Here is a 21,889-nt window from a genome sequence, read left to right on the forward strand (position 1 = left end):
TCGCGTCGGTAGGGCTTGGTGGACCAACAGCACCCATTCTGACATGAAGATGTCCCCCGGCCGGGGCATCCCCTCAACCGCCTGCCCCGGGCCGGTGGACGGTTGTCCAGATCTTATCGGATGGAAGGAATGTTCGCCGGGTTGCGGTCAGCGGTGGGTCGTGACGGGGTCGCGGCCGGGGTAGGGGTGGCCGCGGAGGACGACGTGGGTGGGGGTGGCCAGGGTGGCTAGGTCGGTGCGTGGGTCCGCTTGGTAGACAACGAGATCGGCGGGGGCGTCGGGTTCGAGGCCGGGGTGGCCGAGCCAGGTGCGGGCGTTCCAGGAGGACGCGCCGAGGGCCTCGGGGGGGGTGAGGCCCGCGTTCGCGAGGGCCTGGATCTCGTCGGCGATGCGGCCGTGGCGGATGGAGCCGCCCGCGTCGGTGCCGGTGTAGATGGGGACGCCCGCGTCGTGGGCGTCGGCGACGGTGTCGCGGACGCGGCGGTGGAGGTCGCGCATGTGGGCGGCGTAGGTGGGGTATTTCGTCGCGCCGGAGGCGATGTCGGGGAAGGTGTCGATATTGACCAGGGTGGGGACCAGGGCGGTGCCGTGGGCGACCATCAGGGCGATGGTGTCGTCGGTGAGGCCGGTGCCGTGTTCGAGGCAGTCGATGCCGGATTCGATGAGGCCGGGCAGGGCGTCCTCGCCGAAGACGTGCGCGGTGACGCGGGCGCCCTCGCGGTGGGCCGCGTCGATGGCCTCCTTCAGGATCGCGTCGCTCCACAACGGGCGCAGGTCCCCGACCGAACGATCGATCCAGTCGCCGACGATCTTGACCCAGCCGTCGCCGCGGCGGGCCTGGTCGGCGACGATCCGCGGCAGGTCGCGTTCGTCGTCGAGTTCGATGCCGAGTTCGCGGATGTAGCGCTTGGGCCGCGCGATGTGGCGGCCCGCGCGGATGATCCGCGGCAGGTCGTCGCGGTCGTCGATGAAGCGGGTGTCGATGGGTGAGCCCGCGTCGCGCAGCAGCAGCGCGCCCGCGTCGCGTTCGGTCTCGGCCTGGGCGATCGCCCCGTCGCGGTCCTCGTGGCCCCCGCCGTAGCGGATGCCGACGTGACAGTGGGCGTCGACCAGGCCGGGCACGATCCAGCCTGTGTCGCACAGGGTTTCGGCGTCGCGGACGGGTTCGAAGGAGATCCGCCCGTCGCGCACCCACAGGTCCCGGACCTCGTCGCCGGGCAGGACCACTCCGCGCAGATGCAGCCGCACGGTCAGTTCTTCGGGAACTTCAGCTTCGAGATGTCGATGCCGTCCAGGCCGGGCGGCAACTGGTCCAGGCCCGCGGGCATGTTCGACAGGTCGGGGAATCCGGCGGGCATGCCCCCGGGCAGCGCGGGCATCCCGGGGAACCCACCGCGCACCTTCGGCGGTGTCGGGCCGCGACCGCCCTTCTTGCCCTTCTTCCCCTTCTTGCCGCCGCGCCGGTTGCCGCCGGGCATACCCATCTGACGACCCATGGCGGCCATCATCTTCTTGGCCTCGAAGAAGCGGTCGACGAGCTGGTTGACCTCCGAGACCGTCACGCCCGAGCCGTTGGCGATGCGCAGCCGACGGGAGGCGTTGATGATCTTGGGATTGTCGCGTTCGGCGGGGGTCATGCCGCGGATGATGGCCTGCACCCGGTCGAGCTGCTTGTCGTCGACGGCGGCCAGCGCGTCCTTCATCTGGTTGGCGCCGGGCAGCATGCCGAGCAGGTTGGCGATCGGGCCCATCTTGCGGATGGCGAGCATCTGCTCGAGGAAGTCCTCGAGGGTCATCTCCCCCGAGCCGATCTTGCGCGCGGCCTCCTCGGCCTGCTGCTGGTCGTAGACCTGTTCGGCCTGCTCGATCAGCGTGAGCAGATCGCCCATGCCGAGAATGCGGCTGGACATGCGGTCGGGGTGGAAGACGTCGAAGTCCTCGAGCTTCTCACCGGTGGAGGCGAACAGGATCGGCACGCCCGTCACCTCGCGCACGCTCAGCGCCGCACCGCCGCGGGCGTCGCCGTCGAGCTTGGTGAGCACCACGCCGGTGAAGCCGACGCCGTCGCGGAACGCCTCGGCCGTGGTGACCGCGTCCTGACCGATCATGGCGTCGAGCACGAACAGCGTCTCGTCGGGCTGGACCGCGTCGCGGATGCCCGCGGCCTGGCGCATCAGCTCCTCGTCGATGCCGAGGCGGCCCGCGGTGTCGACGATGACCACGTCGTACTGCTTCTGCCGGGCCTCCTCGACGCCCGCCTTCGCGACCTCGACGGGATCGGCCGCGGTGATGCCCAACTGGTTCTCGCCGCCGATCGAGGTGCCCGGATGCGGCGCGAACACCGGCACCCCGGCCCGCTCGCCGACCACCTGGAGCTGGGTCACCGCGCCCGGGCGTTGCAGATCGCAGGCCACCAGCAGCGGCGTATGTCCTTGGCCGCGCAGCCATTTCGCGAGTTTGCCCGCGAGGGTCGTCTTACCGGCGCCCTGCAGACCCGCGAGCATGACGACCGTGGGCGGGTTCTTGGCGTACCGCAGCCGCCGGGTCTCGCCGCCGAGGATGCCGATGAGCTCCTCGTTGACGATCTTGACGACCTGCTGCGCGGGGTTGAGCGCCGCCGAGACCTCCGCGCCCTTGGCGCGATCCTTGATCCGCGCGATGAACTGCCGCACCACCGGCAGCGCGACGTCGGCCTCGAGCAGGGCGAGCCGGATCTCCCGCGCGGTCGCGTCGATATCGGCCGGTGACAGTCGCCCTTTCCCGCGCAGATCCTGCAGGGCACCGGTCAACCGGTCGGACAGGGATTCGAACACCGATCGCGCTCCTGGTTTCTCGAGAGGGGACGTCACTCGTCATACCAGGGTACGGGCACGGATCAATCCAGTGAGCGCCGCCTGGGCCGAGGGGTCTGGCGGATGTCGCGATCCTCGGCGGCCACCATGCCCGCCGCCTCGCGCGCGGTCAGGCCGAGTTGGCGGGCCATGGGGTCCAGGCTCGACCAGTCCACGTCGCCGAACCCGGTCTGCTCGTCGACCGTCGCGGCGATGGTCATCGCGGTGACGGCCTGCGTGCCGGTGAGGGTGCGGCCGGGCAGCCACGACACCACCCACCGGTCGTCGCCGACGCAGCGGGCGATGTGCCGGGTGCGGTCGCTGGTCATGATCGATGCGGACACGACTTCGATGGCCACCGATCCCGCTCCCCTCACGCTCGACCAGCATTGTGAAGCTCGGACGAGGCTGATATTAGGGTGGGCGCACGGGCTCGGCGGCCGAGTCGGAGCGACGGCTTGCAACGATCTGGTTAACCAGCAGGTGTCCAGTCCGGATACGCGCCGCAGACCCGGTTCAGCTGTCCGTTTCCGGCGGTTTCTTCGGTTCGGGATGCGGAACCACCGCCAGCAACGCCGCCTCGATCTCCGCGCGGCGGGCGGGGGTGTCGCCGGCCCCGAGATCCAGGCAGAACGCGTCGACCACGGCCGCGCCCATCGTCACCACCTTCGCCCAGCGGACGTCCGCGCCCGTGCGGGCCAGCGCGGCGGCCAGCCGGGTGAGCAGCCCGATGCGGTCCTCGGCGCGCAGTTCCAGCAGCACCGGGCCGCCGATCGTGCTGTCGCTCCACATGATTCGCGGTTCGGCCTGGGCGTACGGGCTGGACCGCAGGCCCGAATCGCGTTCCTTCTTCGCCAGCGCCGATTCCACGTTCAGGTCGCCGTTGATCGCCCGGATCAGCTCCTGACGCAACAGCCCCGCGTCCGGCGGATCACCGAATTTCGGGGTGACGACGAAGGTGTCGATGGCCGACTCCCCCGCCCCGCCCAGCGACGCCGACAGCACCCGCAGCGAATGCAGGGCCAGCACCCCCGCGGCCTCGGAGAGCAGGCCGGGCGTGTCGGGGGCGATGACGGTGACCTGATGGGTGTAGCGACCGTCGCCGGGCCGCAGCTCGACGTGCACGCCGCCGGACTTGGCCTTCTCCACCAGTTCCGGATCGATCGGATCCGGTTGCGGCAGTGGCTCACCCGCCATGGCCAGCCGCGAGCGCCGCACCAGATCGCCGATGAGCGACGCCTTCCAGTCGCCCCACACGCCGGGCCCGGTGGCCAGCGAATCGGCCTCGGCCAGGGTGTGCAGCAACTCCAGCAGCTGCGGATCGCCGTCGAGCGCGTCCACGACCCCCTGCGTGGTCTGCGGATCGGCGAGATCGCGCCGGGTCGCGGTGTCGGGCAGCAACAGGTGATAGCGCACGATCGCGCTGAGCGTGCGCACATCCGACGGCCACAGCCCCAACCGGCGGCCGATCTGGGTGGCCAGTTCGGCGCCGACGATGCTGTGATCCTCGGTGCGGCCCTTGCCGATATCGTGCAGCAGCGCCCCGAGCAGCAGCAGGTCCGGGCGGGCGACGCGGGTGCTCAGGGCACCCGCGTAGGCGACGGTCTCCACCAGGTGCCGGTCCACGGTCCAGGTGTGCATGGGATCGCGCGGCGGCAGGTCGCGCACCGCGCCCCATTCCGGAAACAGCCTGCCCCACAGGCCGCTTCGATCCAGCGCCTCGATCGCGTCGACCAGGGCGCGGCCGGTGCCGAGCAGGACGAGCAGATCGTTGAGGGCCTCGCGCGGCCAGGGCTCGCGTAGTTCGGGCGCGTCCTCGGAGAGCCGGTTCAGCGTGGTCGCCGACATGGGCAGCCCGGACTGCGCCGACGCCGCGGCGACGCGCAGGATCAGGCCCGGATCCCGTTGCGGCCGAGCGTCTCTCGCGAGCACCACCTCACCGGCGTGTTCGACCACGCCCTCGTCCAGCGGGCGGCGCACCGGCATCCGGCGCAGCCGCGCCAAACCCTTGCGCGGCAAGGCGTTTCCGGCGGTGCGCAGGCCCATGTCGACCGAGAAGCCGACCGTGCGGGCGGCGTCGCTGAGGGTGCGGGCCAGATCGAAGCGGTCGCCGATGCGCAGCGCCGCGCCGATCTCGTCGGCGTCCTGGGCGCGCAGCTGATCGCGGGCGCGCCCGGCCACGCGGTGCAGTTCGGTGCGCACGTCGAGTAGTCGTCGGCGGGCCTGCTTCAGGCCGCCGCCGGGCACGTCCGGGCCCAGTCCGGGCATGGCGTCGGTCAGCTGCGCGATGGCCAGGGCGTCGAGCAGCTGGATGTCGCGCAGGCCGCCGCGGCCGTTCTTGAGGTCGGGCTCGGCGCGATGGGCGATCTCGCCGCTGCGCTTCCAGCGGGTCTGCGCCTGTTCCACCAATTCGCCGAAGCGCGAACGGATTCCGGTCCGCCATTCGCGGCGCACGCCGCCGATGAGCAGATTGCTGAGTTCCTCGTCGCCCACGATGTGCCGGGCGTCGAGCAGGCCCAGCGCCGCGGTCAGATCGCTCGCGGCCACCCGCAGCGCCTGCGGGACCGTGCGGACGCTGTGGTCGAGTTTGATGTGCGCATCCCACAACGGGTACCAGAGCCGGTCGGCCACCTCCGCGACCCGCGCGGGGTCCACGTCGTCGTGCAACAGCACCAGATCCAGGTCCGAGTACGGCAGCATCTCCTTGCGGCCGAGCCCGCCGACCGCGATCACCGCCAGCCCGCTGTCGCGGGTGATGCCCAGTTCGGCGCCCTTGCCGGTCAGCCACAGATCGTGCAGATCGACCAGCGCCTGGCGCAGGGATTCGGCGTCGAGCCGGGGACGCCGGGTGTCGCCGCCCTCGAGGAGCTGATCGCGCGCGCGCACCAGATCCTTCGCGCCGTCCATGGATTCGTCTTTCGCCTGCTTGCCCACAACCCACCGCCCTGAAATGCGAGCGGCCCCGCCCGTCCGGAATCCCGGTGCAGGGCGAGGCCGCCGTTGGAATTGTTTTCCGCGTTTCCGCTCAGAGAGCGTCGCCGCCGCGTTCGCCGGTGCGGACCCGGATGACCGACTCCACCGGGGTGACCCAGACCTTGCCGTCACCGATCTTGCCGGTGCGGGCGGCCTCGACGATCACCTCCACGACCTTCTCCACGGAGGCGTCGTCGACCACGACCTCGACCCGGACCTTCGGGACGAAATCGACCGAGTACTCCGCGCCGCGGTAGACCTCGGTGTGGCCCTTCTGCCGCCCGTAGCCCTGAACCTCGCTGACCGTCATGCCCAGCACGCCCGCCTGCTCGAGCCCGGCCTTGACGTCCTCGAGAGTGAACGGTTTGACGATTGCGGTGATGAGTTTCATTTGGTCATGCCTCCTTGACGGCGGTACGTGCCGTGCCACCCACAGCAGCGAAATCGTATGCCGTTTCCGCGTGCGCCGAGTCGTCCATGCCCTCGAACTCCTCCTCGTCGGAGGCCCGCAGGCCGATGGTGAACTTGATCGCGAACGCGATGATCAACGACACGATGAACGAGAAGGCCAGCACGCTGAACGCGCCGACCGCCTGCTTGCCGAGCTGGTCGAAACCACCACCGTAGAACAGACCGGACACGGCCGCGGGCGCCTCGGGCGCGGCGACCAGACCGACCATCAGGGTGCCGACCAGACCGCCGACCAGATGCACGCCGACCACGTCGAGCGAGTCGTCGAAACCGAGCTTGAACTTCAGCCCGACCGCGAGCGCGCACAGCACGCCGGCGACCACGCCGATGATCAACGCGCCCAACACGTTCACCGAGGAACAGGACGGCGTGATGGCGACCAGACCGGCCACGATGCCCGAGGCCGCGCCCAGGCTGGTCGGCTTGCCGTCGCGCACCTTCTCCACGACCAGCCAGCCGAGCATGGCCGCGCAGGTGGCGAACGTCGTGGTGAGGAACGTCGACCCGGCCATACCGTTGGAGCTGACCGACGACCCGGCGTTGAAACCGAACCAGCCGAACCACAGCAGACCGGCGCCCAGCATGACGAAGGGCAGGTTGTGCGGGCGCATCGGCGTCTGCGGCCAGCCCTTGCGGCGGCCGAGCACCAGACACAGCGCCAGGCCCGCGGCGCCGGCGTTGATGTGCACCGCGGTACCACCGGCGAAGTCGATCGCGTGCAGCTTGTTGGCGATCCAGCCGCCGGAGTGGACCACGTTGCCCGCGGCGTCCTTGGCGTCGAAGTCGAACACCCAGTGCGCCACCGGGAAGTAGACGACCGTCGCCCAGATCGCGGCGAAGACCAGCCAGGCACGGAACTTCAAGCGGTCCGCGACCGCACCCGAGATGAGGGCCACCGTGATGATGGCGAACATCAACTGGAAGGCCACGAAGACCGTCATCGGGATCGTGCCCGCCAGCGGGATGTCTGTGCCGGAGACCGCGGCGGCCCCCGTCGCCGGATCGGCGGGCGCGGCCTTGACGCCGTTACCTCCGATCAGGCCCTTCAGCCCGAAGAACTGCCCCGGATTGCCGACGACGCCGAACTTGTTGTCGCCGAACGCTTCCGAGAAGCCGTAGATCGCCCATAGCACGCCCACGATGCCCATCGCGGAGATGGACATCATGATCATGTTGAGCACGTTCTTCGAACGGACCATGCCTCCGTAGAAGAACGCGAGCCCTGGTGTCATCAGCAGGACGAGCGCCGAGCTCGCCAGCATCCAAGCGGTGTCACCGGTGTCCGGGACACCGACCAAGGGATACGCCACCTTGTTCCTCCTCATCTCGGGCCCGGCCAGAACTACGGCTACGAGCCTGCACAGAAGGTTCGCGATTCGGTGTTTCATCCGTGCCGCTGCGATGTTTCACCTGCGTGAACGGATCGGCCGCCGGTGTTGCGTCTGTGTTTCGGCGCTCTCTCAGCGGTTTGTAATTCCGGGTGAGACTACTGCCGCGATGCGGAAGTCGGAGGCGTTTTCGCTGGTCAGCCGAGTAGTGCGTCGACGAAGGCGCCCGGTTCGAAGGGGGCGAGGTCATCGGCCCCCTCGCCCAAACCAACCAGTTTGACCGGAACGCCGAGCTCATGCTGGACCTGGAAGACGATGCCGCCCTTGGCGGTGCCGTCGAGTTTGGTGAGCACCACGCCGGTGATGTCGACCACCTCGGCGAAGACGCGGGCCTGGGTGAGGCCGTTCTGGCCGACGGTCGCGTCGAGGACCAGCAGCACCTCGTCGACGGCCGCCTTCTTCTCCACCACGCGCTTGACCTTGCCCAGCTCGTCCATCAGGCCGGTCTTGGTGTGCAGGCGGCCCGCGGTGTCCACGAGCACCACGTCCACGCCGTTGTCGATGCCGGTGCTGACCGCGTCGAAGGCGACCGAGGCGGGGTCGGCGCCCTCGCGGCCGCGCACGGTCTCCGCGCCGACGCGCTCACCCCAGGTCTGCAACTGGTCGGCGGCGGCGGCGCGGAAGGTGTCGGCCGCGCCGAGCAGCACCCGGCGGCCGTCGGCGACCAGCACGCGCGCCAATTTGCCGGTGGTGGTGGTCTTTCCGGTGCCGTTGACGCCGACGACCAGCAGGATCGAGGGGTGGTCGTCGTGCGGCAGCGCGCGGATGGACCGGTCCATCTCCGGGCGCAGCGCCTCGACCAGCACGTCGCGCAGCACCTGGCGGGCCTGTTCGGGGGTGCGGACCGTGCGGGCGGCCAGTTCCTCGCGCAGCCGGTCGACGACGGTGGCCGTGCTGGCCGTGCCCAGGTCGGCCATGACGAGGGTGTCCTCGATCTCCTCCCAGGAGTCCTCGTCCAGATCGCCGCCGCCGAGCAGGCCGAGCAGGCTCTTGCCGACCGCGTTCTGCGAGCGGGCCAGGCGGCCGCGCAGGCGGGTGAGACGGCCGCTGGTGGGCTCGATCTCCTCGATCGGTGCTTGCGCCTCGGGTTCGGCGAGCGCGGTCGCGCCATCGGTCTCGGGTTCGGGTTCGGCGGGTACGGGCGGCTCGACCGGCTCGGGCTCGCTCGGTTCCTCGATCTCCGGCTCGGGCAGGCGGACGTCGGTGATGGACCGGCGGGCCGAATCGCGCGGGATCGCGGCGTCGTCGCCGATGTGCGGCTGGCCCTCGTCGTCGGTGCGCTCGACGGGGACCGGCTCGGGCTCCCTCGGGGGCGTCAGCGTCCCGGTCCCGGCCCCGCCCTGACTGAAGCTGAACCCGCCGGACGCCGTATACCCGCCGGACCGATCGGTCAGCTCCTTGTCGGGAGCGGCCGGGGTCAGCGTGACCCGGCGGCGTTTGTACAGGACGAACCCGGCCACGAGCGCCACCACCAGCACGGCGGCGATCGCGGCGATCAGAATCCAAGCTTGCGCAGTCACGGGCCCATCCTGTCAGAACTGCCCGATGTGGTCTGCGGCACGCCACGCGCGCCGACCTCAGCCGAGGCGGCCGAAGTTGCCCGCCTCCGACTCCTCGGGCGCGGTGGTGAGGAAGGCGTCGAGCATCTCCTCGGCGACCGTCGGGGAGGTCAGGCGCAGGCCGAGGGCGAGGACGTTGGCGTCGTTCCATTTTCGGGCGCCCTCGGCGGTGGCGCGGTCGGTGCACAGGGCCGCGCGCACGCCCGCGACCTTGTTGGCCGCGATCGAGACACCCGTACCGGTCCAGCAGCACACCACACCGCGTTCGGCGCGGCCGTCGGCGACCGCCTCTGCGACGTCGCGGCCCACGTCGGGCCAGGCCAGATCGGCCGCGACGAGGACGAGTTCGTGCCCGTGCTCGGTGAGCCACCCCTGTACGTGGCGGGTCAGGTCGGTCGTTTCGTCGGTGCCGAACGCAATCCGCATAACCACGAGGGTAGTTTTCTCGCCGTGCGTACACCACGGGCCGGAAGGCGCGGCGAATCCAACACAGAGACAATAGGATCGGCGGAGTGACCGATCGAAATGTGCTCGGGGGACCGCTGGAGGAGTGTGGCACCGATCCTCTCACCGGCTTCTACAGGGACGGATGTTGCAGCACCGGCCCCGAAGACCTGGGCAGCCACACGGTGTGCACAGTGGTGACCCAGGAGTTCCTGGAGCATCAGAAGTCGATCGGCAACGATCTGCTCACCCCGCGACCGGAGAACAACTTCCCCGGCCTGCAACCGGGTGACCGGTGGTGCGTGGTGGCGGTGCGCTGGCTGCACGCGCACGAGGACGGCGTGGCCGCACCGGTCGTGCTCGCGGCGACGCACGAGAACGCGCTCGAGGTGGTCCCGATGGAGACCCTGCGCAAGTACGCCGTCGACGTCCCCGACGATGTCAGCGATCTGCTCTGAGTTCTCCGGGACGGCCTAGCTCGCCGCGGCGCGCTCCCGGTGCGCCTTCTGCCGACACGCCGCCGAGCAGTAGCGCGCCGGTCGGCCGGTCCGCGAATGCCGAAGGGCCGCACCGCAAACCGCGCAGTCGGTACTCGATGTGACGTAACCCGAACGAGTTTCGTTACGCGACATCCCCGAATCCGCGGGTTTCGTCACGCCCCCGTCGACGCGCATCGCCGCCAGCAGCATCGCGGCGGGCCGGGTCAGCGTCCGGCCGCTCCGCGAAGCCCGTTGCATGGCAACACAACCCGCGATGAGCACCTCCACATCGGTCACGGTCAGATCGGCGCGCACGTCCCCGCGCCGCTGCGCCTCCGCGAGCAGTTCGCCCAGCGCGCGCCGGAACCGCTCCCCCGCACGGGGCAGCAGGGCGCGCGGCCAGCCGTCGTCGGCGCCGAGCAGATCGCATACCGCCTTGTGCTCCCGCGCCCGCGTCACCACCAGGACGCACAGCTCGATCAGGGCCGCGCCGGGATCCGCCGTGCCCCGTCGCCGCAACGCCAGCGCGGCCAGGCCGTCGATCCGTTGCTGCACAACGGCTTCCAGCAGGTCGGCCTTGGCGGGGAAATGCCGGTGCACGGTGCCCGCGCCGACGCCCGCGCGCCGGGCGATCTCGGCCAGCGACACCTCGGTCCCGCGCTCGGCGAACGCCTGTTGGGCGGCGCGCAGGATCAGGGCGCGATTGCGGCGGGCGTCGGCGCGCGGGCGCGGATCCGGCGCGGTGGTGAGGCTCATTTCGTTACGGAAATCCTTGTGCGGCTGGCGGTCCCGGGCGCGGCGCTCGTACGGTCGCGATACGGGTCGAGTAACCCGGATTCTACCCAAAGGAGTCGACACACCATGTCCGAACAGCATCCCGTCCTCGTCATCGGCGCCACCGGCCGACAGGGTGGCGCCACGGCACGCCACCTGCTCGCCGCGGGCCGCCCCGTCCGCGCGCTCGTGCGCGATCCCGCCGCCCCCGCCACCCGCGAACTGGCCGCGGCCGGAGCCGAACTGGTGACCGGCGACCTCGACCGGCCCGAGACCCTGGGCCCCGCGGCGGCCGGGGTCCGGGCGGTCTTCGCGGTCACCCCCAATCCCGTGGGCCCCGCGACCGATCGCGAGTCCGAGGAGTCGCGCGGTCTGGCCGTGCTCGAGGCCGCGCGGCGGGCCGGGGCCGACCAGATCGTGTTCACGAGCATCGCCTCGTTCGCCGAGACCACCGACGAACCCGTCGCCGTGGGCAAGCGGGTCATCGAGGAGGCGGTGATCGCCAGCGGCCTGCGGTACACGCTGCTGCGACCCGTGCGCTTCATGGAGAACTACCTCGCCCGGGACACGCCCATCGACGGCATCGTCGACGGCGTGCACCGGCACGTCTTCGACCCCGAGGGCCCGATGCAGGTGATCGCGGTCGACGACATCGGCGCCATCGCCGCCGCGGCCCTCACCGATCCCGACCGCTTCCACGGGCGGGTCCTGGAACTGGCCGGAGACGAACTCACCCCGGTCGCCGCCGCGGCGGCCATCGCCGCGGCCACCGGTCACCCGGTCCGCTACCACCAGCTCACCGACGACGAACTGGGCCCGCTCGGCCCGCTCATCGCCTCCGTGCTCGCCCTGGTGCGCGGCGGCGCCCGCTGGCACGCCGACATCCCGGCGCTGCGCGCGATCCACCCGGGCCTGCGGACCTTCGACGCCTGGCTCGCGGAAACCGGTGCGGCGCAATTGAAGTCGCTGCTTGCGCGACGCTGACCCACGCTGCCGGTATGGTGGGTCTGCCGCATCGACGGCCCGTGTACGACAACGACCGCGAAGTGGGGACCGATGCCCGAGAACTCCGATTCGTCCCCGCTGTTACCGGACTGGGCCAGCGACGACATCGACCCCACCGTACCGAGCATCGCGCGCATCTACGATTACGCGCTGGGCGGCTCGCACAATTTCAGCGTCGACCGTGAGGTGGCCGAGAGCAGCCGCAAGAAGTGGCCGCACAGCCTGCGCGCGGCCTGGACCAATCGGGCGTTTTTGCGCCGGGCGGTCACCTTCTGCGCCGAACAGGGCGTGACGCAGTTCCTCGACATCGGTTCGGGCATCCCGACCGCGGGCAATGTGCACGAGATCCTCGCCGATCTCGATATCGACGCGCATGTGGTCTACACCGACATCGATCCGGTGGCGGTCGCCATGAGCCGCCGCATCCTCACCGATGTCCCGTGGGCGACCGCGATCCGCGCCGACGCCCGCGATCTGGACGCCCTGGTGTCGGATCCGGAGGTGCGCGCGCAACTGGACTTCGGCAAACCGGTGGCGGTGCTGCTCGTCGCGCTGCTGCACTACATTCCGGACAGCGCGGACCCGCGGCGGATGCTGGCCGATCTGCGGGACCGGCTCGCCCCGGGCAGCATGCTGGTGATCTCGCACATGTGCAGCGACGACTGGCCCGCACAGGAGTTGGCCGACACCGTCGAGGTCAGCAGGAAGACCCCGACTCCGCTGATCATGCGCTCGCGGGCCGAGATCGAGCCGATGTTCGACGGATTCGAACTGGCCGACCCCGGTCTGGTCCGGGTACCGCTGTGGCGGCCCGAACCCGAGGACGACACGATGGTCTCCTACTTCGACACCGTCGGCGCGGTCGGCGTGAAAAAGGGCTGACACCTATACCCGATCGGAGTGTCGGCAAACCTTCGGCGTCCGCGCGTCCCATAATTCGCGCATGACGCTGTCCCGGAGATCGATGCTGGCGTTGGCGGCGGGCCTGCCGCTGGGGATGACGATCGCCGGTCGCGCCGCGGCGACGGGGGTGCCGATGCGGTACACGATGACCGCGTTCACCAACGACAGCGAAACCGATATGTACGTCTACGAATCCACGGACGCGACGAATTTCACGCTGTTGCGCGCCGCGGCCTACCGCCCGCCCACCGGACTGTGCCGCGACCCCAGCCTCTTCCGCGGCTTCGACGGCGCGTACTACCTCACCTACACCACCGGCTGGGACGGCGACACCATCGGCTTCGCCCGCAGCACCGACCGGGTGAACTGGACCTTCCTCTACGAACTGCCCGTCCCGGTCCCGAACGTCGGGCACACCTGGGCCCCGGAGTGGTTCGTGGACCGCCGCGGCCGGATCGGCGTGGTGGTCTCGCTCAACACCGGCCCGAACTTCCGGCCGTATCTGATGACCGCCCTGCATCCGGCGCTGCGCTCGTGGAGCCCGCTGACCCCGCTGCCCGGCTTCGACCCCGCGCCGGACACGCTCGGCTACATCGACACCACGATCGTGGCCGCCGACGGCCGCTACCACGCCTTCACCAAGAACGAGTCCACCAAACTCGTGGAACTGGCCGTGGCCGAGTCCCCCACGGGCCCATACCGATTCGTCGAGACCGGCGACTGGGCCGGGTGGGGCGGGCCGTGCGAGGGGCAGTGCGTGATCCAGCTGCCCGACGGCCGGTGGCGGATCTTCCTGGACCACTACGACCTGGACGAACCCGAACGCGGCACCTACCTCTACAGCGACAGCTTCGACACCTTCCGCACCTGGACCGAACCGGCCGAGCTGCCCGGCATCTCGGGCACCGTCCGCCATTTCACCGTCCTGCCGGAACGGCTGTAGCCCCTAGGTCGGCGCGCCCACCAGGTTCTCCCCGCGCAGCCGCTGCGAGATGACCTGGGTGATGCCGTCGCCGCGCATACTCACCCCGTACAGCGCGTCGGCGATCTCCATGGTCGGCTTCTGGTGGGTGATCACGATCAGCTGCGACTTCTCCCGCAGCTGTTCGAACAGTCCGATGAGCCGCCGCAGATTGGTGTCGTCCAGCGCCGCCTCGACCTCGTCCATGACGTAGAACGGGGACGGGCGGGCCCGGAAGATGGCCACCAGCAACGCGACCGCGGTCAGCGACTTCTCCCCGCCCGACAGCAGCGACAGCCGCTTGACCTTCTTGCCCGGCGGCCGCGCCTCGACCTCGACGCCGGTGGCGAGCAGATCGCCCGGCTCGGTCAGCAGCAGCCGCCCCTCGCCGCCGGGGAACAGCTTGCCGAACACCTCGACGAATTCGCGCGACACGTCCTCGTACGCCTCGGCGAACACCTGGAGGATGCGCGCGTCCACCTCGGCCACCACGTCCAGCAGATCCTGTCGGGCCTTCTTGACGTCCTCGAGCTGGGTGGACAGGAACGTGTAGCGCTCCTCGAGGGCCGCGAACTCCTCCAGCGCGAGGGGATTCACCTTGCCGAGCGTGGTGAGGTCCTTCTCGGCCTGTTTGGCGCGGCGTTCCTGGACGGCCCGGTTGTAGGGCATGGGCTGCGGTTCGCTGACCGCCTCGCCGCGCTCGCGAGCCTGTTCGTACTCCTGCATCTCCCGCGCCGACGGCGGCATCGGGACGTCGGGGCCGTATTCGGCGATCAGGTCGTCGAGCGCGATGCCGAACTGTTCGGCGATGTTCTGCTCGAGCTGTTCGATGCGCAGCGCGGCCTCGGCGCGGGCCACCTCGTCGCGGTGCACGGTGTCGGTCAGCTGGGTGAGCTGGGCGCCCAGCGCGCGCACCCGTTCCTTGGTCTGCTCGACCTGGGCGGAGCATTCGGTGCGGCGGCGCACCAGATCGTCGCGGCGGGCGGCGGCCCGGCCGACGACCGTCTGGAGTTCGGCGGCGACGCGCTCGGCCGAATCCGCCACCACCGCGGCCACGTCCGCGGCCTTGCGGCGGGCGGCCTGGGCGCGTTCGGCGCGGGCGCGGGACTCGCGTTCGGCGCGGGCGGCGCGGCGCAGCGAATCCGCCTTGCCGCGAACAGATTCCGCGCGTTCCTCGGCGGTGCGGACCGCCAGTCGCGCCTCGACCTCCAGGGACCGGGCCTCGGCGAGCGCGGCCGCGGCCTCCTCCCGGGCCTGGCCCGCGGTCTCGGTTCCGGCGTCGGAGTCCGAATCCAGCAGGGACTGTTCGGATTCGGCGTGGCGCAGCCGCTCCTCGAGGTCGGCGAGCTTCGCGAGATTCTCGTCGCGCGCGGATTCGGCGTCGGCGCGCTGGGTGAGCAGCCGGTCGCATTCCTGTCGCGCCTTGCGCGCGGTCTCGCCGAGCCGTCCCAGCCGGTCGTAGATGGCGACCATCGCCTGATCGGATTCGTGCAAGGCGAGCAGCGCCTGGTCGGCGGCCTGCTTGCGGTCGTTCTGCTCGGCCAGCGCCCCCGACAGCGCCGCCTCGACCTCCTCGGCCTGCCGCTGCCACGAGGCCAGATCCGCGGTGGCGGCGTCGATATCGGCCTGGATCTCGAGTTGACTGGGCGCGCGGTCGGAGCCGCCGAGCAGCCAGCCGGTTCCGGTGAGATCGCCCTCGCGGGTGACGATCCGCAGCTTCGGTTGCGCGGCAAGCACATTCGCCGCCACCGTCAGATCGTCGGCGACGACGGTGCCCGCGGTCATGGCGTCGATCGCCGCGCGCAGATTCGCCGGACAGTCGACAACCTCCGCCAGCGGGCGCGCGCCGGGCGGAAGCGCCGCTCCCCCCGCGACACCGGACGCACCGGGCGCGGTAGCGCCGCCGAAGACGAGGGCGACCCGGCCGCCATCGGCCTCCTTCAACGCGCGCAACGCCGCCTGTGCCGACGAATCCGATTCGGCCGCAACGGCATCGGCGAGCGGCCCGAGGGCCGCGGCCACGGCGGCCTCGTAGCCCGGGTGCACGCGCAGCATTCCCGACAGCGGACCGAGCAGCCCCCGCCCGTGGTTCTCCAGCAGCCACGCGCCGCCGTCCTTGCGGGCCAGGCCCATGGTCAGCGCCTCGATGCGGGCGGTGAGCGAGGCGACCTTCTTCCCCGCCTCGCGGTCCTGCTCGCGCAGTTCGGTGACGCGCCGATCGGCGAGTTCCAGGGCCTGGGCGGCGTGTTCGTAGGCGGTGTCGAGGCTCTCCTCGCCCGCGTCGAGTTCGCCCAATTCGGTTTGGGCGGACTCGAATTCGGCCTCGGCCTCGGCGCCGCGGCGGCGCGCCTCGGTCAGCGCGGTGGACAGCCGGGTGATCTCGGTGTCGGCGGACTGGGCGCGGTGGCGCAGGTTGTCGACCTGCCCCGAGAGCCGGACCAGGCCCTCGCGGCGGTCGGCGATGGCCCGCACGGCGGCGAGATGGGCCTGTTCGGCGGCCTTGGCGGCCTGTTCGCGCTCGTGCAGCTGATCGCGCGCGGCCTCCAGGGTCTCGGTGGCGATCTCGACCGCCTCGAGCAGTTCGGCCTCCTCGGCCTCCACCCGCGCGGCCTCGGCCTCGAGCTGTTCGGGGTCGCGGCCGCCGCCGGTGGTCTGTTCCATGGCGAGGTTGCGGGCGCGGTCGCGGGCGATGCGGATGGTCGCGTTGACCCGTTCCACCTGGGCCGAGAGCTGGAACCAGGTCTGCGCGGCGGCCTCGGCGCTGGGCGTCAGCCGGGACAGCTGGAATTCCTGTTGCGCCAGTGCGGCATTCGCGGCGTCGAGTTCGGCCTGGACAGTGATCTGCTGCTCGCGCGCGAACGCCTCCTTGCTCTGCTGGCTCTCCAGTTCGCGGCGGCGGCCCACCAGATCGTCGGCGGCCAAACGCAATCGGGCGTCGCGCAGATCGGCCTGGACGGTCGCGGCGCGGCGGGCCACCTCGGCCTGCCGGCCCAGCGGTTTGAGCTGGCGGCGCAGTTCGGTGGTGAGGTCGGTGAGGCGAGCCAGATTGGCCTGCATGGCCTCCAGCTTGCGGACCGCCTTCTCCTTGCGCTTGCGGTGTTTGAGCACACCGGCCGCCTCCTCGATGAAGGCGCGGCGGTCCTCGGGACGCGATTCCAGAATGGCCGACAGCTGGCCCTGGCCGACGATGACGTGCATCTCGCGCCCGATGCCGGAGTCGGACAACAACTCCTGCACATCCATCAATCGGCAGGTGTTGCCGTTGATCTCGTACTCCCCCGCGCCGTCGCGGAACATGCGGCGGGTGATGGAGACCTCGGCGTAGTCGATGGGCAGCGCGCCGTCGGAGTTGTCGATGGTGAGCGTGACCTCGGCGCGGCCCAGCGGCGCGCGGCCCGCGGTCCCGGCGAAGATGACGTCCTGCATCTTCCCGCCGCGCAACGCCTTCGCGCCCTGTTCACCCATCACCCAGGTGAGCGCGTCGACGACGTTCGACTTGCCCGATCCGTTGGGGCCCACCACACAGGTGATGCCCGGCTCGAAGCGCAGCGTCGTCGCGGACGCGAAGGATTTGAATCCCTTCAGCGTCAGACTCTTCAGGTGCACAGTCGGCCAGGCTACCTCGTCGGGGGCCGTTGCCCCGAGTATGCCGGGCGATCGTGTTCGCCCGGCAGGTCGGCGGTCAGGAGACGGTGACCGTCAGGGTGTAGTCGGCCGCGTACCCGTCGGCGGAGGTGATCCGCACCTGGTAGTCGGTGCCGTCGGTGACGAAGTCGGCGACCGGGGCCTCGGTGGCGATCATCGGGCCGATGAGCGGGGCGACCGAGACGCGGGCGTTGTTGTTCGGCGAGGCGACCTCGAGGTGGATGGTCAGGCCCGGCCCGGCGGCGATGGCGTAGCCCTCGGACTTGCCCTGCGCGACGCTGCCGGTGTACTGGCTCTGGCCGGGGCCGAGTTCCAAGCGGTGGTTGAAGTTCGGCACGGAGGGGATGCCCGGCGCCTGGGCGCTGGCGACCCCGCCCGCCACGGCGAACGTCGCCGCGGCGACCACGGCGAGAAGCACCGCGGGCACGGCACGCAGCAACGAACGAAACACTCGAGATGCGGTCATGGGGCCTTATTGTTCCGCACACCCCACCCGAGATCGCAAGCGGCTATGACAATTTGGTTGTCACCGCGCCCGAATTGGGTGTGCCGCATTGGGAATTCCCGACCGGCGGTCGGCTTTCCGCCCCGCCTCCCACCCGGTGAGCACCCGGAAGGCGAGCACCGCGCCCCACGGCCCGATGACCCAGATGGGCCAGAAGTACACCATTTCGCCCACCCCGAGGCTCACCGCCGCCCAGATCAGCAGGTTCAGCACGCCCGCGCCCAGCCACGCGCCGCCCTCGATGCGCTGCCAGATCGGCACGCGCGGGGTCGCCGCGGACCGGGTCCGCGCGGGGGCCGCGGGCAGATCGGCCACGACCGCGCGCAGGTCCTCGGCGGTGCGCGCGGCGTAGACCAGGGCGGACCGCTCCTCGTACTCCCTCAGATCGATCCGCCCCTCGCCCACGGCCCGCACCAACAGCTCGGTCACCTGCTGCCGCTCGGCGTCGGAGATCCGGATTCCGGTCGAGATGTCCATGATCGCGTCCTGTCAATGTTCCAAAGTGGAATGTTGTATCAGCATGAGACCTCCACAGTGGAATGTCAAGCGCGGAGCCGTTAAGTTAACGACCATTTGCATTCCCCAGCGGGAGAATGAGAAGGTAGAGCTCCAATAATCCCGCAAGGAGTTGTCCGTGGATCTGGACTGGTCGCCCACCGATCTGGCGTTTCGTGATGAGGTGAGGCATTTTCTGGAGGAGAACCTGACCCCGGAGTTGCGTCGTGCCGGTCGGCTCGCCACGAGCGTGTATCCGGATCACGAGGCCAGCATGCGGTGGCAGCGGATCCTGCACGCCCGCGGCTGGGCCGCGCCCGCCTGGCCGGTGGAGTGGGGCGGCTGCGACTGGAGTCCGGCCCAGCACTACATCTTCGATCGGGAGTCGATGGTCGCGGGCGCCCCGGCGCTGTCGCCGATGGGCATCAAGATGGTCGCGCACGCCATCATCGCCTTCGGCACCGACGAGCAGAAGAACTTCTTCCTGCCGCGCATCCTCACCGGCGAGGTGTTCTTCTGCCAGGGCTACTCCGAGCCCGAGGCCGGATCGGATCTGGCGTCGCTGGCGATGGCCGCGGTGTCCGACGGCGACGATCTGGTCTGCACCGGCAGCAAGATCTGGACCACCCACGCCACCGAGGCGAACTGGATCTTCTGCCTGGTCCGCACCTCGAAGCTGGAACGCAAGCAGCAGGGCATCACGTTCCTGCTCATCCCGATGGACGCGCCCGGCATCCAGATCCGGCCGCTGGTCATGAGTTCCGGTGAGCAGGTGCAGAATCAGGTCTTCTTCGACGAGGTCCGGGTGCCCAAGGCCAATGTGCTGGGCCGGATCGACGACGGCTGGACGGTCGCGAAGTATCTGCTGAACTTCGAACGCGGCGGCACCGCGCTCAGCCCCATGTTGCAGGTGATGGCGGAGGCGCTGGCCGAGCAGGCGGGCCGACAGCCCGGCCCGAACGGCGGTGCGCTGCTGGACGATCCGTCGTTCTCGACCAAACTGGCCGATGTCCGCATCCGCGCGGACGTGCTGGAGATCCTCGAATACCGCACGATGTCGGCGATCTCGCAGGGCAGGAATCCGGGACCGGCGGCGTCCACGCTGAAGATCCTCGGCACCGAATTGAGCCAGCAACTCACCGAACTCGCGCTCGAGGCGGCGGGTCCGCGCGGGCGCGCCTATCAGCCGCACGCCGCCATGCCCGGCGGCCCGGTCGCCGACTACGTGCCGCCCGCGGACGGCTACCTCGGCGGCGAGGACTGGCAGGCGGTCGCCCCGCTGCGCTACTTCAACGATCGCGCGGGCTCGATCTACGCCGGCAGCAACGAGATTCAGCGCAACATCATCGCCAAGGCAACCCTGGGACTGTGACATGGACTTCGAACTCACCGCCGAACAACAGCTGCTCCGCGACACCGTCACCGAGTTCCTGGCGGCCCGCTACGACCTGGAGAAGAGCCGCGCGGCGGCCCGCACGGGCGCGGGCTGGCAGCCGGAGATCTGGCGCGCCTTCGCCGACGAGGTCGGCATCCTCGGCGCGAGCCTGCCCGAGAGCGTCGGCGGCTTCGACGGCGGCCCGGTGGAGACGATGATCATCGCCGAGGCGCTGGGCCGCGCGCTGGTGGTGGAACCGTATGTGGACACCGTCGTGGTCGGCGCGGGCCTGCTGCGCCGCGCGGGCGGCGACCGCGCGCGAAAGCTGTTGCGCGGCATCGCCTCCGGCGAGGTGATCACGGCTCTGGCCGCGCTGGAAGCGGATTCGCGCCACGATCTCACCCGGGTCACGACCACCGCTCGGCGCGACGGGGATTCGTGGGTGCTCGACGGCGCGAAGATCGTGGTGACGAGCGCCCCGCTGGCGACCCAGCTGCTGGTCACCGCCCGTACCGAGGCGGGCCTGTCGCTGTTCGTGGTGAACAGCGGCACCGCGGGCATCACCCAGCACCCGTACCGCACCATCGACGAACGCCGCGCCGCCGACCTCACTTTCGCGGGCGTGCGCATCCCCGCCGACGCGCTGCTGGGCGTGGAGGGCGGAGCCGAGCAGTCCCTGGCCGCGGCCGCCGACGAGGCGATCGCCGCGATCTGCGCCGAGGCCGTCGGGGCCATGCGCCGGGTGCTCGCGGACACGGTCGAGTACGCCAAGCAGCGTCAGCAGTTCGGCGTCCCGATCGCCGCGTTCCAGGCGTTGCAGCACCGCATGGTCGACATGCTCCTGGAACTCGAACAGGCCGTCGCCGCAACGTATCTGGTGACCCTGAAGCTGAACGCCGATCCGGCGGTCCGGGCCCGCGCCGCGGCCGCCGCCAAGGCCACCGTCGGCCGGGCCGCCCGCCGCATCGGCCAGGAGTCGGTCCAATTGCACGGCGCCATGGGCATGACCGAGGAACTGGCCATCGGCCACTACTTCAAACGCCTCACCGCCATCCAGAACGAATGGGGCAGCACCTCCGCCCACATCGCGCGCTACGCGGCCCTCACCCGGCCCTGAAAACCCGAGGCGCCGCCCACTTCCGGCACAGTGGGCGGCGACTCGATTCGGGCGCTTCGGGCGAACCTCACCGCACGGGCGTGAAATCCCGCGCGGCGATGTAGGTCGGGCGTGGTGCGGGAGCCGCGAACGGGTCCTGGAGGGTGTTCTCGACGCTGTTGAACACGAGGAAGATGTTCGAGCGCGGGAACGGGGTGATGTTGTTGGCCGAGCCGTGCATGACGTTCGAGTCGAACAGCAGCGCCGAGCCGCGCGCGCCGGTGAACTGGGCGATGCCGTGGCGGTCGGCCAGTTCGGTGATGTGCGCGTGCGAGGGAACGCCGATCTGCTGCTCCCGCAACGACTCCCGGTAGTGGTCGGCCGGGGTCTCGCCCTGGCACGGCACGTAGGTGCGGTGCGAACCGGGCATGACCATGAGGCTGCCGTTGAACGGGTAGTTGTCGGTCAGCGCGATCGACAGGCTCACCGCCCGGGGCGCGGGCATCCCGTCCTCGGCGTGCCAGGTCTCGAAGTCGGAGTGCCAGTAGAAACCGGTCCCCTCGAAACCGGGCATGTAGTTCACCCGGCTCTGATGGATGTAGACCTCCGAGCCCAGCACCTGACGGGCCAGCCCGAGCACCCGCTCGTCGCGGACCAACTCGGCCACCGCCGCGCTGATCCGGTGCACCTCGAAAATCGACCGCACCCGATTCGACCGCTTCTCGACGATCACCCGCTCGTCCAGCCGCAGTTCGGGATCGTTCGCCAGGCGATCGATCTCGGCGGAGAATCCGGCGACCTCCTCCGGGCTCAACAGCGCGTCGATGATCGAGTACCCGTCGGCGTCGAAGTCCGCCAGCGCGGGCGACTCGATCCGCCCCCACACGGTGGGATCGGTGCGCTCGGCCAGCGGCGCGGGCCCCGCCGTGCGGGTCGGGTAACGGTCGATTCGACTCTCGGCCAACGTCATCGAAGTGTTCTCCTC

At 70.4% G+C, this 21,889-nt stretch carries 19 protein-coding genes; 6 read left to right on the forward strand and 13 right to left on the reverse strand.

The window, feature by feature from the left end; translation table 11 throughout:
• Window positions 1-147: 147 nt before the first annotated feature.
• The 8 genes from ACWDSJ_RS33845 to ACWDSJ_RS33880 all read right to left on the reverse strand — a co-directional run bounded on the left by ACWDSJ_RS33845 (window position 148) and on the right by ACWDSJ_RS33880 (window position 9,648).
• Window positions 148-1,242 (reverse strand): amidohydrolase family protein, encoded by a 1,095-nt coding sequence (locus ACWDSJ_RS33845; RefSeq protein WP_450036853.1) that lies wholly within the window; start codon window positions 1,240-1,242, stop codon window positions 148-150.
• An 8-nt stretch (window positions 1,243-1,250) separates the two neighbouring features.
• Entirely contained in the window at window positions 1,251-2,813 is a 1,563-nt protein-coding gene (gene ffh / locus ACWDSJ_RS33850; protein ID WP_387355936.1) for a signal recognition particle protein, read from the reverse strand.
• 62 nt (window positions 2,814-2,875) lie between these two features.
• Entirely contained in the window at window positions 2,876-3,190 is a 315-nt protein-coding gene (locus ACWDSJ_RS33855) for a hypothetical protein (RefSeq protein WP_387355934.1), read from the reverse strand.
• A gap of 157 nt (window positions 3,191-3,347) precedes the next feature.
• Window positions 3,348-5,738, reverse strand: coding sequence for a [protein-PII] uridylyltransferase (locus tag ACWDSJ_RS33860; RefSeq protein ID WP_450036819.1), 2,391 nt, complete (start codon window positions 5,736-5,738; stop codon window positions 3,348-3,350).
• Window positions 5,739-5,856: 118 nt separating this feature from the next.
• Window positions 5,857-6,195, reverse strand: a complete 339-nt coding sequence (locus tag ACWDSJ_RS33865; RefSeq protein ID WP_450036820.1) for a P-II family nitrogen regulator — start codon at window positions 6,193-6,195, stop codon at window positions 5,857-5,859.
• Between the two features lie 4 nt (window positions 6,196-6,199).
• Entirely contained in the window at window positions 6,200-7,600 is a 1,401-nt protein-coding gene (locus tag ACWDSJ_RS33870) for an ammonium transporter (RefSeq protein WP_450036821.1), read from the reverse strand.
• A 200-nt stretch (window positions 7,601-7,800) separates the two neighbouring features.
• On the reverse strand, window positions 7,801-9,183 hold the full coding sequence (ftsY, locus tag ACWDSJ_RS33875; protein WP_450036823.1) for a signal recognition particle-docking protein FtsY: 1,383 nt from the start codon (window positions 9,181-9,183) through the stop codon (window positions 7,801-7,803).
• A 57-nt stretch (window positions 9,184-9,240) separates the two neighbouring features.
• Window positions 9,241-9,648, reverse strand: a complete 408-nt coding sequence (locus ACWDSJ_RS33880) for an RpiB/LacA/LacB family sugar-phosphate isomerase (RefSeq protein ID WP_387355927.1) — start codon at window positions 9,646-9,648, stop codon at window positions 9,241-9,243.
• 86 nt (window positions 9,649-9,734) lie between these two features.
• Between ACWDSJ_RS33880 and ACWDSJ_RS33885 the strand changes: the two genes are divergently transcribed.
• A complete protein-coding gene (locus ACWDSJ_RS33885; protein ID WP_030513055.1) occupies window positions 9,735-10,124 on the forward strand; it encodes a DUF2237 family protein in 390 nt (129 codons plus the stop codon).
• A gap of 15 nt (window positions 10,125-10,139) precedes the next feature.
• On the opposite strand, the gene ACWDSJ_RS33890 is transcribed toward ACWDSJ_RS33885, so the two are convergent.
• Window positions 10,140-10,901: a TetR family transcriptional regulator gene (locus ACWDSJ_RS33890; RefSeq protein ID WP_450036824.1), complete on the reverse strand. Its 762-nt coding sequence runs from the start codon at window positions 10,899-10,901 to the stop codon at window positions 10,140-10,142.
• Window positions 10,902-11,006: 105 nt separating this feature from the next.
• Here ACWDSJ_RS33890 and ACWDSJ_RS33895 point away from each other — a divergent pair, with 105 nt between their 5' ends.
• The 3 genes from ACWDSJ_RS33895 to ACWDSJ_RS33905 all read left to right on the forward strand — a co-directional run bounded on the left by ACWDSJ_RS33895 (window position 11,007) and on the right by ACWDSJ_RS33905 (window position 13,770).
• A complete protein-coding gene (locus tag ACWDSJ_RS33895) occupies window positions 11,007-11,903 on the forward strand; it encodes an NmrA family NAD(P)-binding protein (protein WP_450036826.1) in 897 nt (298 codons plus the stop codon).
• Window positions 11,904-11,975: 72 nt separating this feature from the next.
• A complete protein-coding gene (locus ACWDSJ_RS33900) occupies window positions 11,976-12,806 on the forward strand; it encodes an SAM-dependent methyltransferase (RefSeq protein WP_450036828.1) in 831 nt (276 codons plus the stop codon).
• Between the two features lie 61 nt (window positions 12,807-12,867).
• Window positions 12,868-13,770, forward strand: a complete 903-nt coding sequence (locus tag ACWDSJ_RS33905) for a glycoside hydrolase family 43 protein (RefSeq protein WP_450036830.1) — start codon at window positions 12,868-12,870, stop codon at window positions 13,768-13,770.
• Window positions 13,771-13,773: 3 nt separating this feature from the next.
• Here ACWDSJ_RS33905 and smc read toward each other — a convergent pair whose 3' ends face one another.
• The 3 genes from smc to ACWDSJ_RS33920 form a co-directional block, all read right to left on the reverse strand.
• Window positions 13,774-17,394 (reverse strand): chromosome segregation protein SMC, encoded by a 3,621-nt coding sequence (smc, locus tag ACWDSJ_RS33910; RefSeq protein ID WP_450036832.1) that lies wholly within the window; start codon window positions 17,392-17,394, stop codon window positions 13,774-13,776.
• A 76-nt stretch (window positions 17,395-17,470) separates the two neighbouring features.
• Window positions 17,471-17,899 carry a hypothetical protein gene (locus tag ACWDSJ_RS33915; RefSeq protein ID WP_387355915.1) on the reverse strand — a complete coding sequence of 143 codons (429 nt, stop codon included), beginning with the start codon at window positions 17,897-17,899 and terminating at the stop codon, window positions 17,471-17,473.
• A gap of 60 nt (window positions 17,900-17,959) precedes the next feature.
• Window positions 17,960-18,415 carry a DUF1707 SHOCT-like domain-containing protein gene (locus ACWDSJ_RS33920; RefSeq protein WP_450036834.1) on the reverse strand — a complete coding sequence of 152 codons (456 nt, stop codon included), beginning with the start codon at window positions 18,413-18,415 and terminating at the stop codon, window positions 17,960-17,962.
• A 157-nt stretch (window positions 18,416-18,572) separates the two neighbouring features.
• Between ACWDSJ_RS33920 and ACWDSJ_RS33925 the strand changes: the two genes are divergently transcribed.
• Complete coding sequence (locus ACWDSJ_RS33925) at window positions 18,573-19,805, forward strand: acyl-CoA dehydrogenase family protein (protein ID WP_450036835.1); 1,233 nt, start codon at window positions 18,573-18,575, stop codon at window positions 19,803-19,805.
• A 1-nt stretch (window position 19,806) separates the two neighbouring features.
• A complete protein-coding gene (locus tag ACWDSJ_RS33930; RefSeq protein ID WP_450036837.1) occupies window positions 19,807-20,925 on the forward strand; it encodes an acyl-CoA dehydrogenase family protein in 1,119 nt (372 codons plus the stop codon).
• Between the two features lie 67 nt (window positions 20,926-20,992).
• On the opposite strand, the gene thpD is transcribed toward ACWDSJ_RS33930, so the two are convergent.
• A complete protein-coding gene (gene thpD / locus ACWDSJ_RS33935) occupies window positions 20,993-21,874 on the reverse strand; it encodes an ectoine hydroxylase (protein WP_387355907.1) in 882 nt (293 codons plus the stop codon).
• Between the last annotated feature and the right edge of the window lie 15 nt (window positions 21,875-21,889).

It is taken from the genome of Nocardia sp. NPDC003482 (assembly GCF_053588115.1).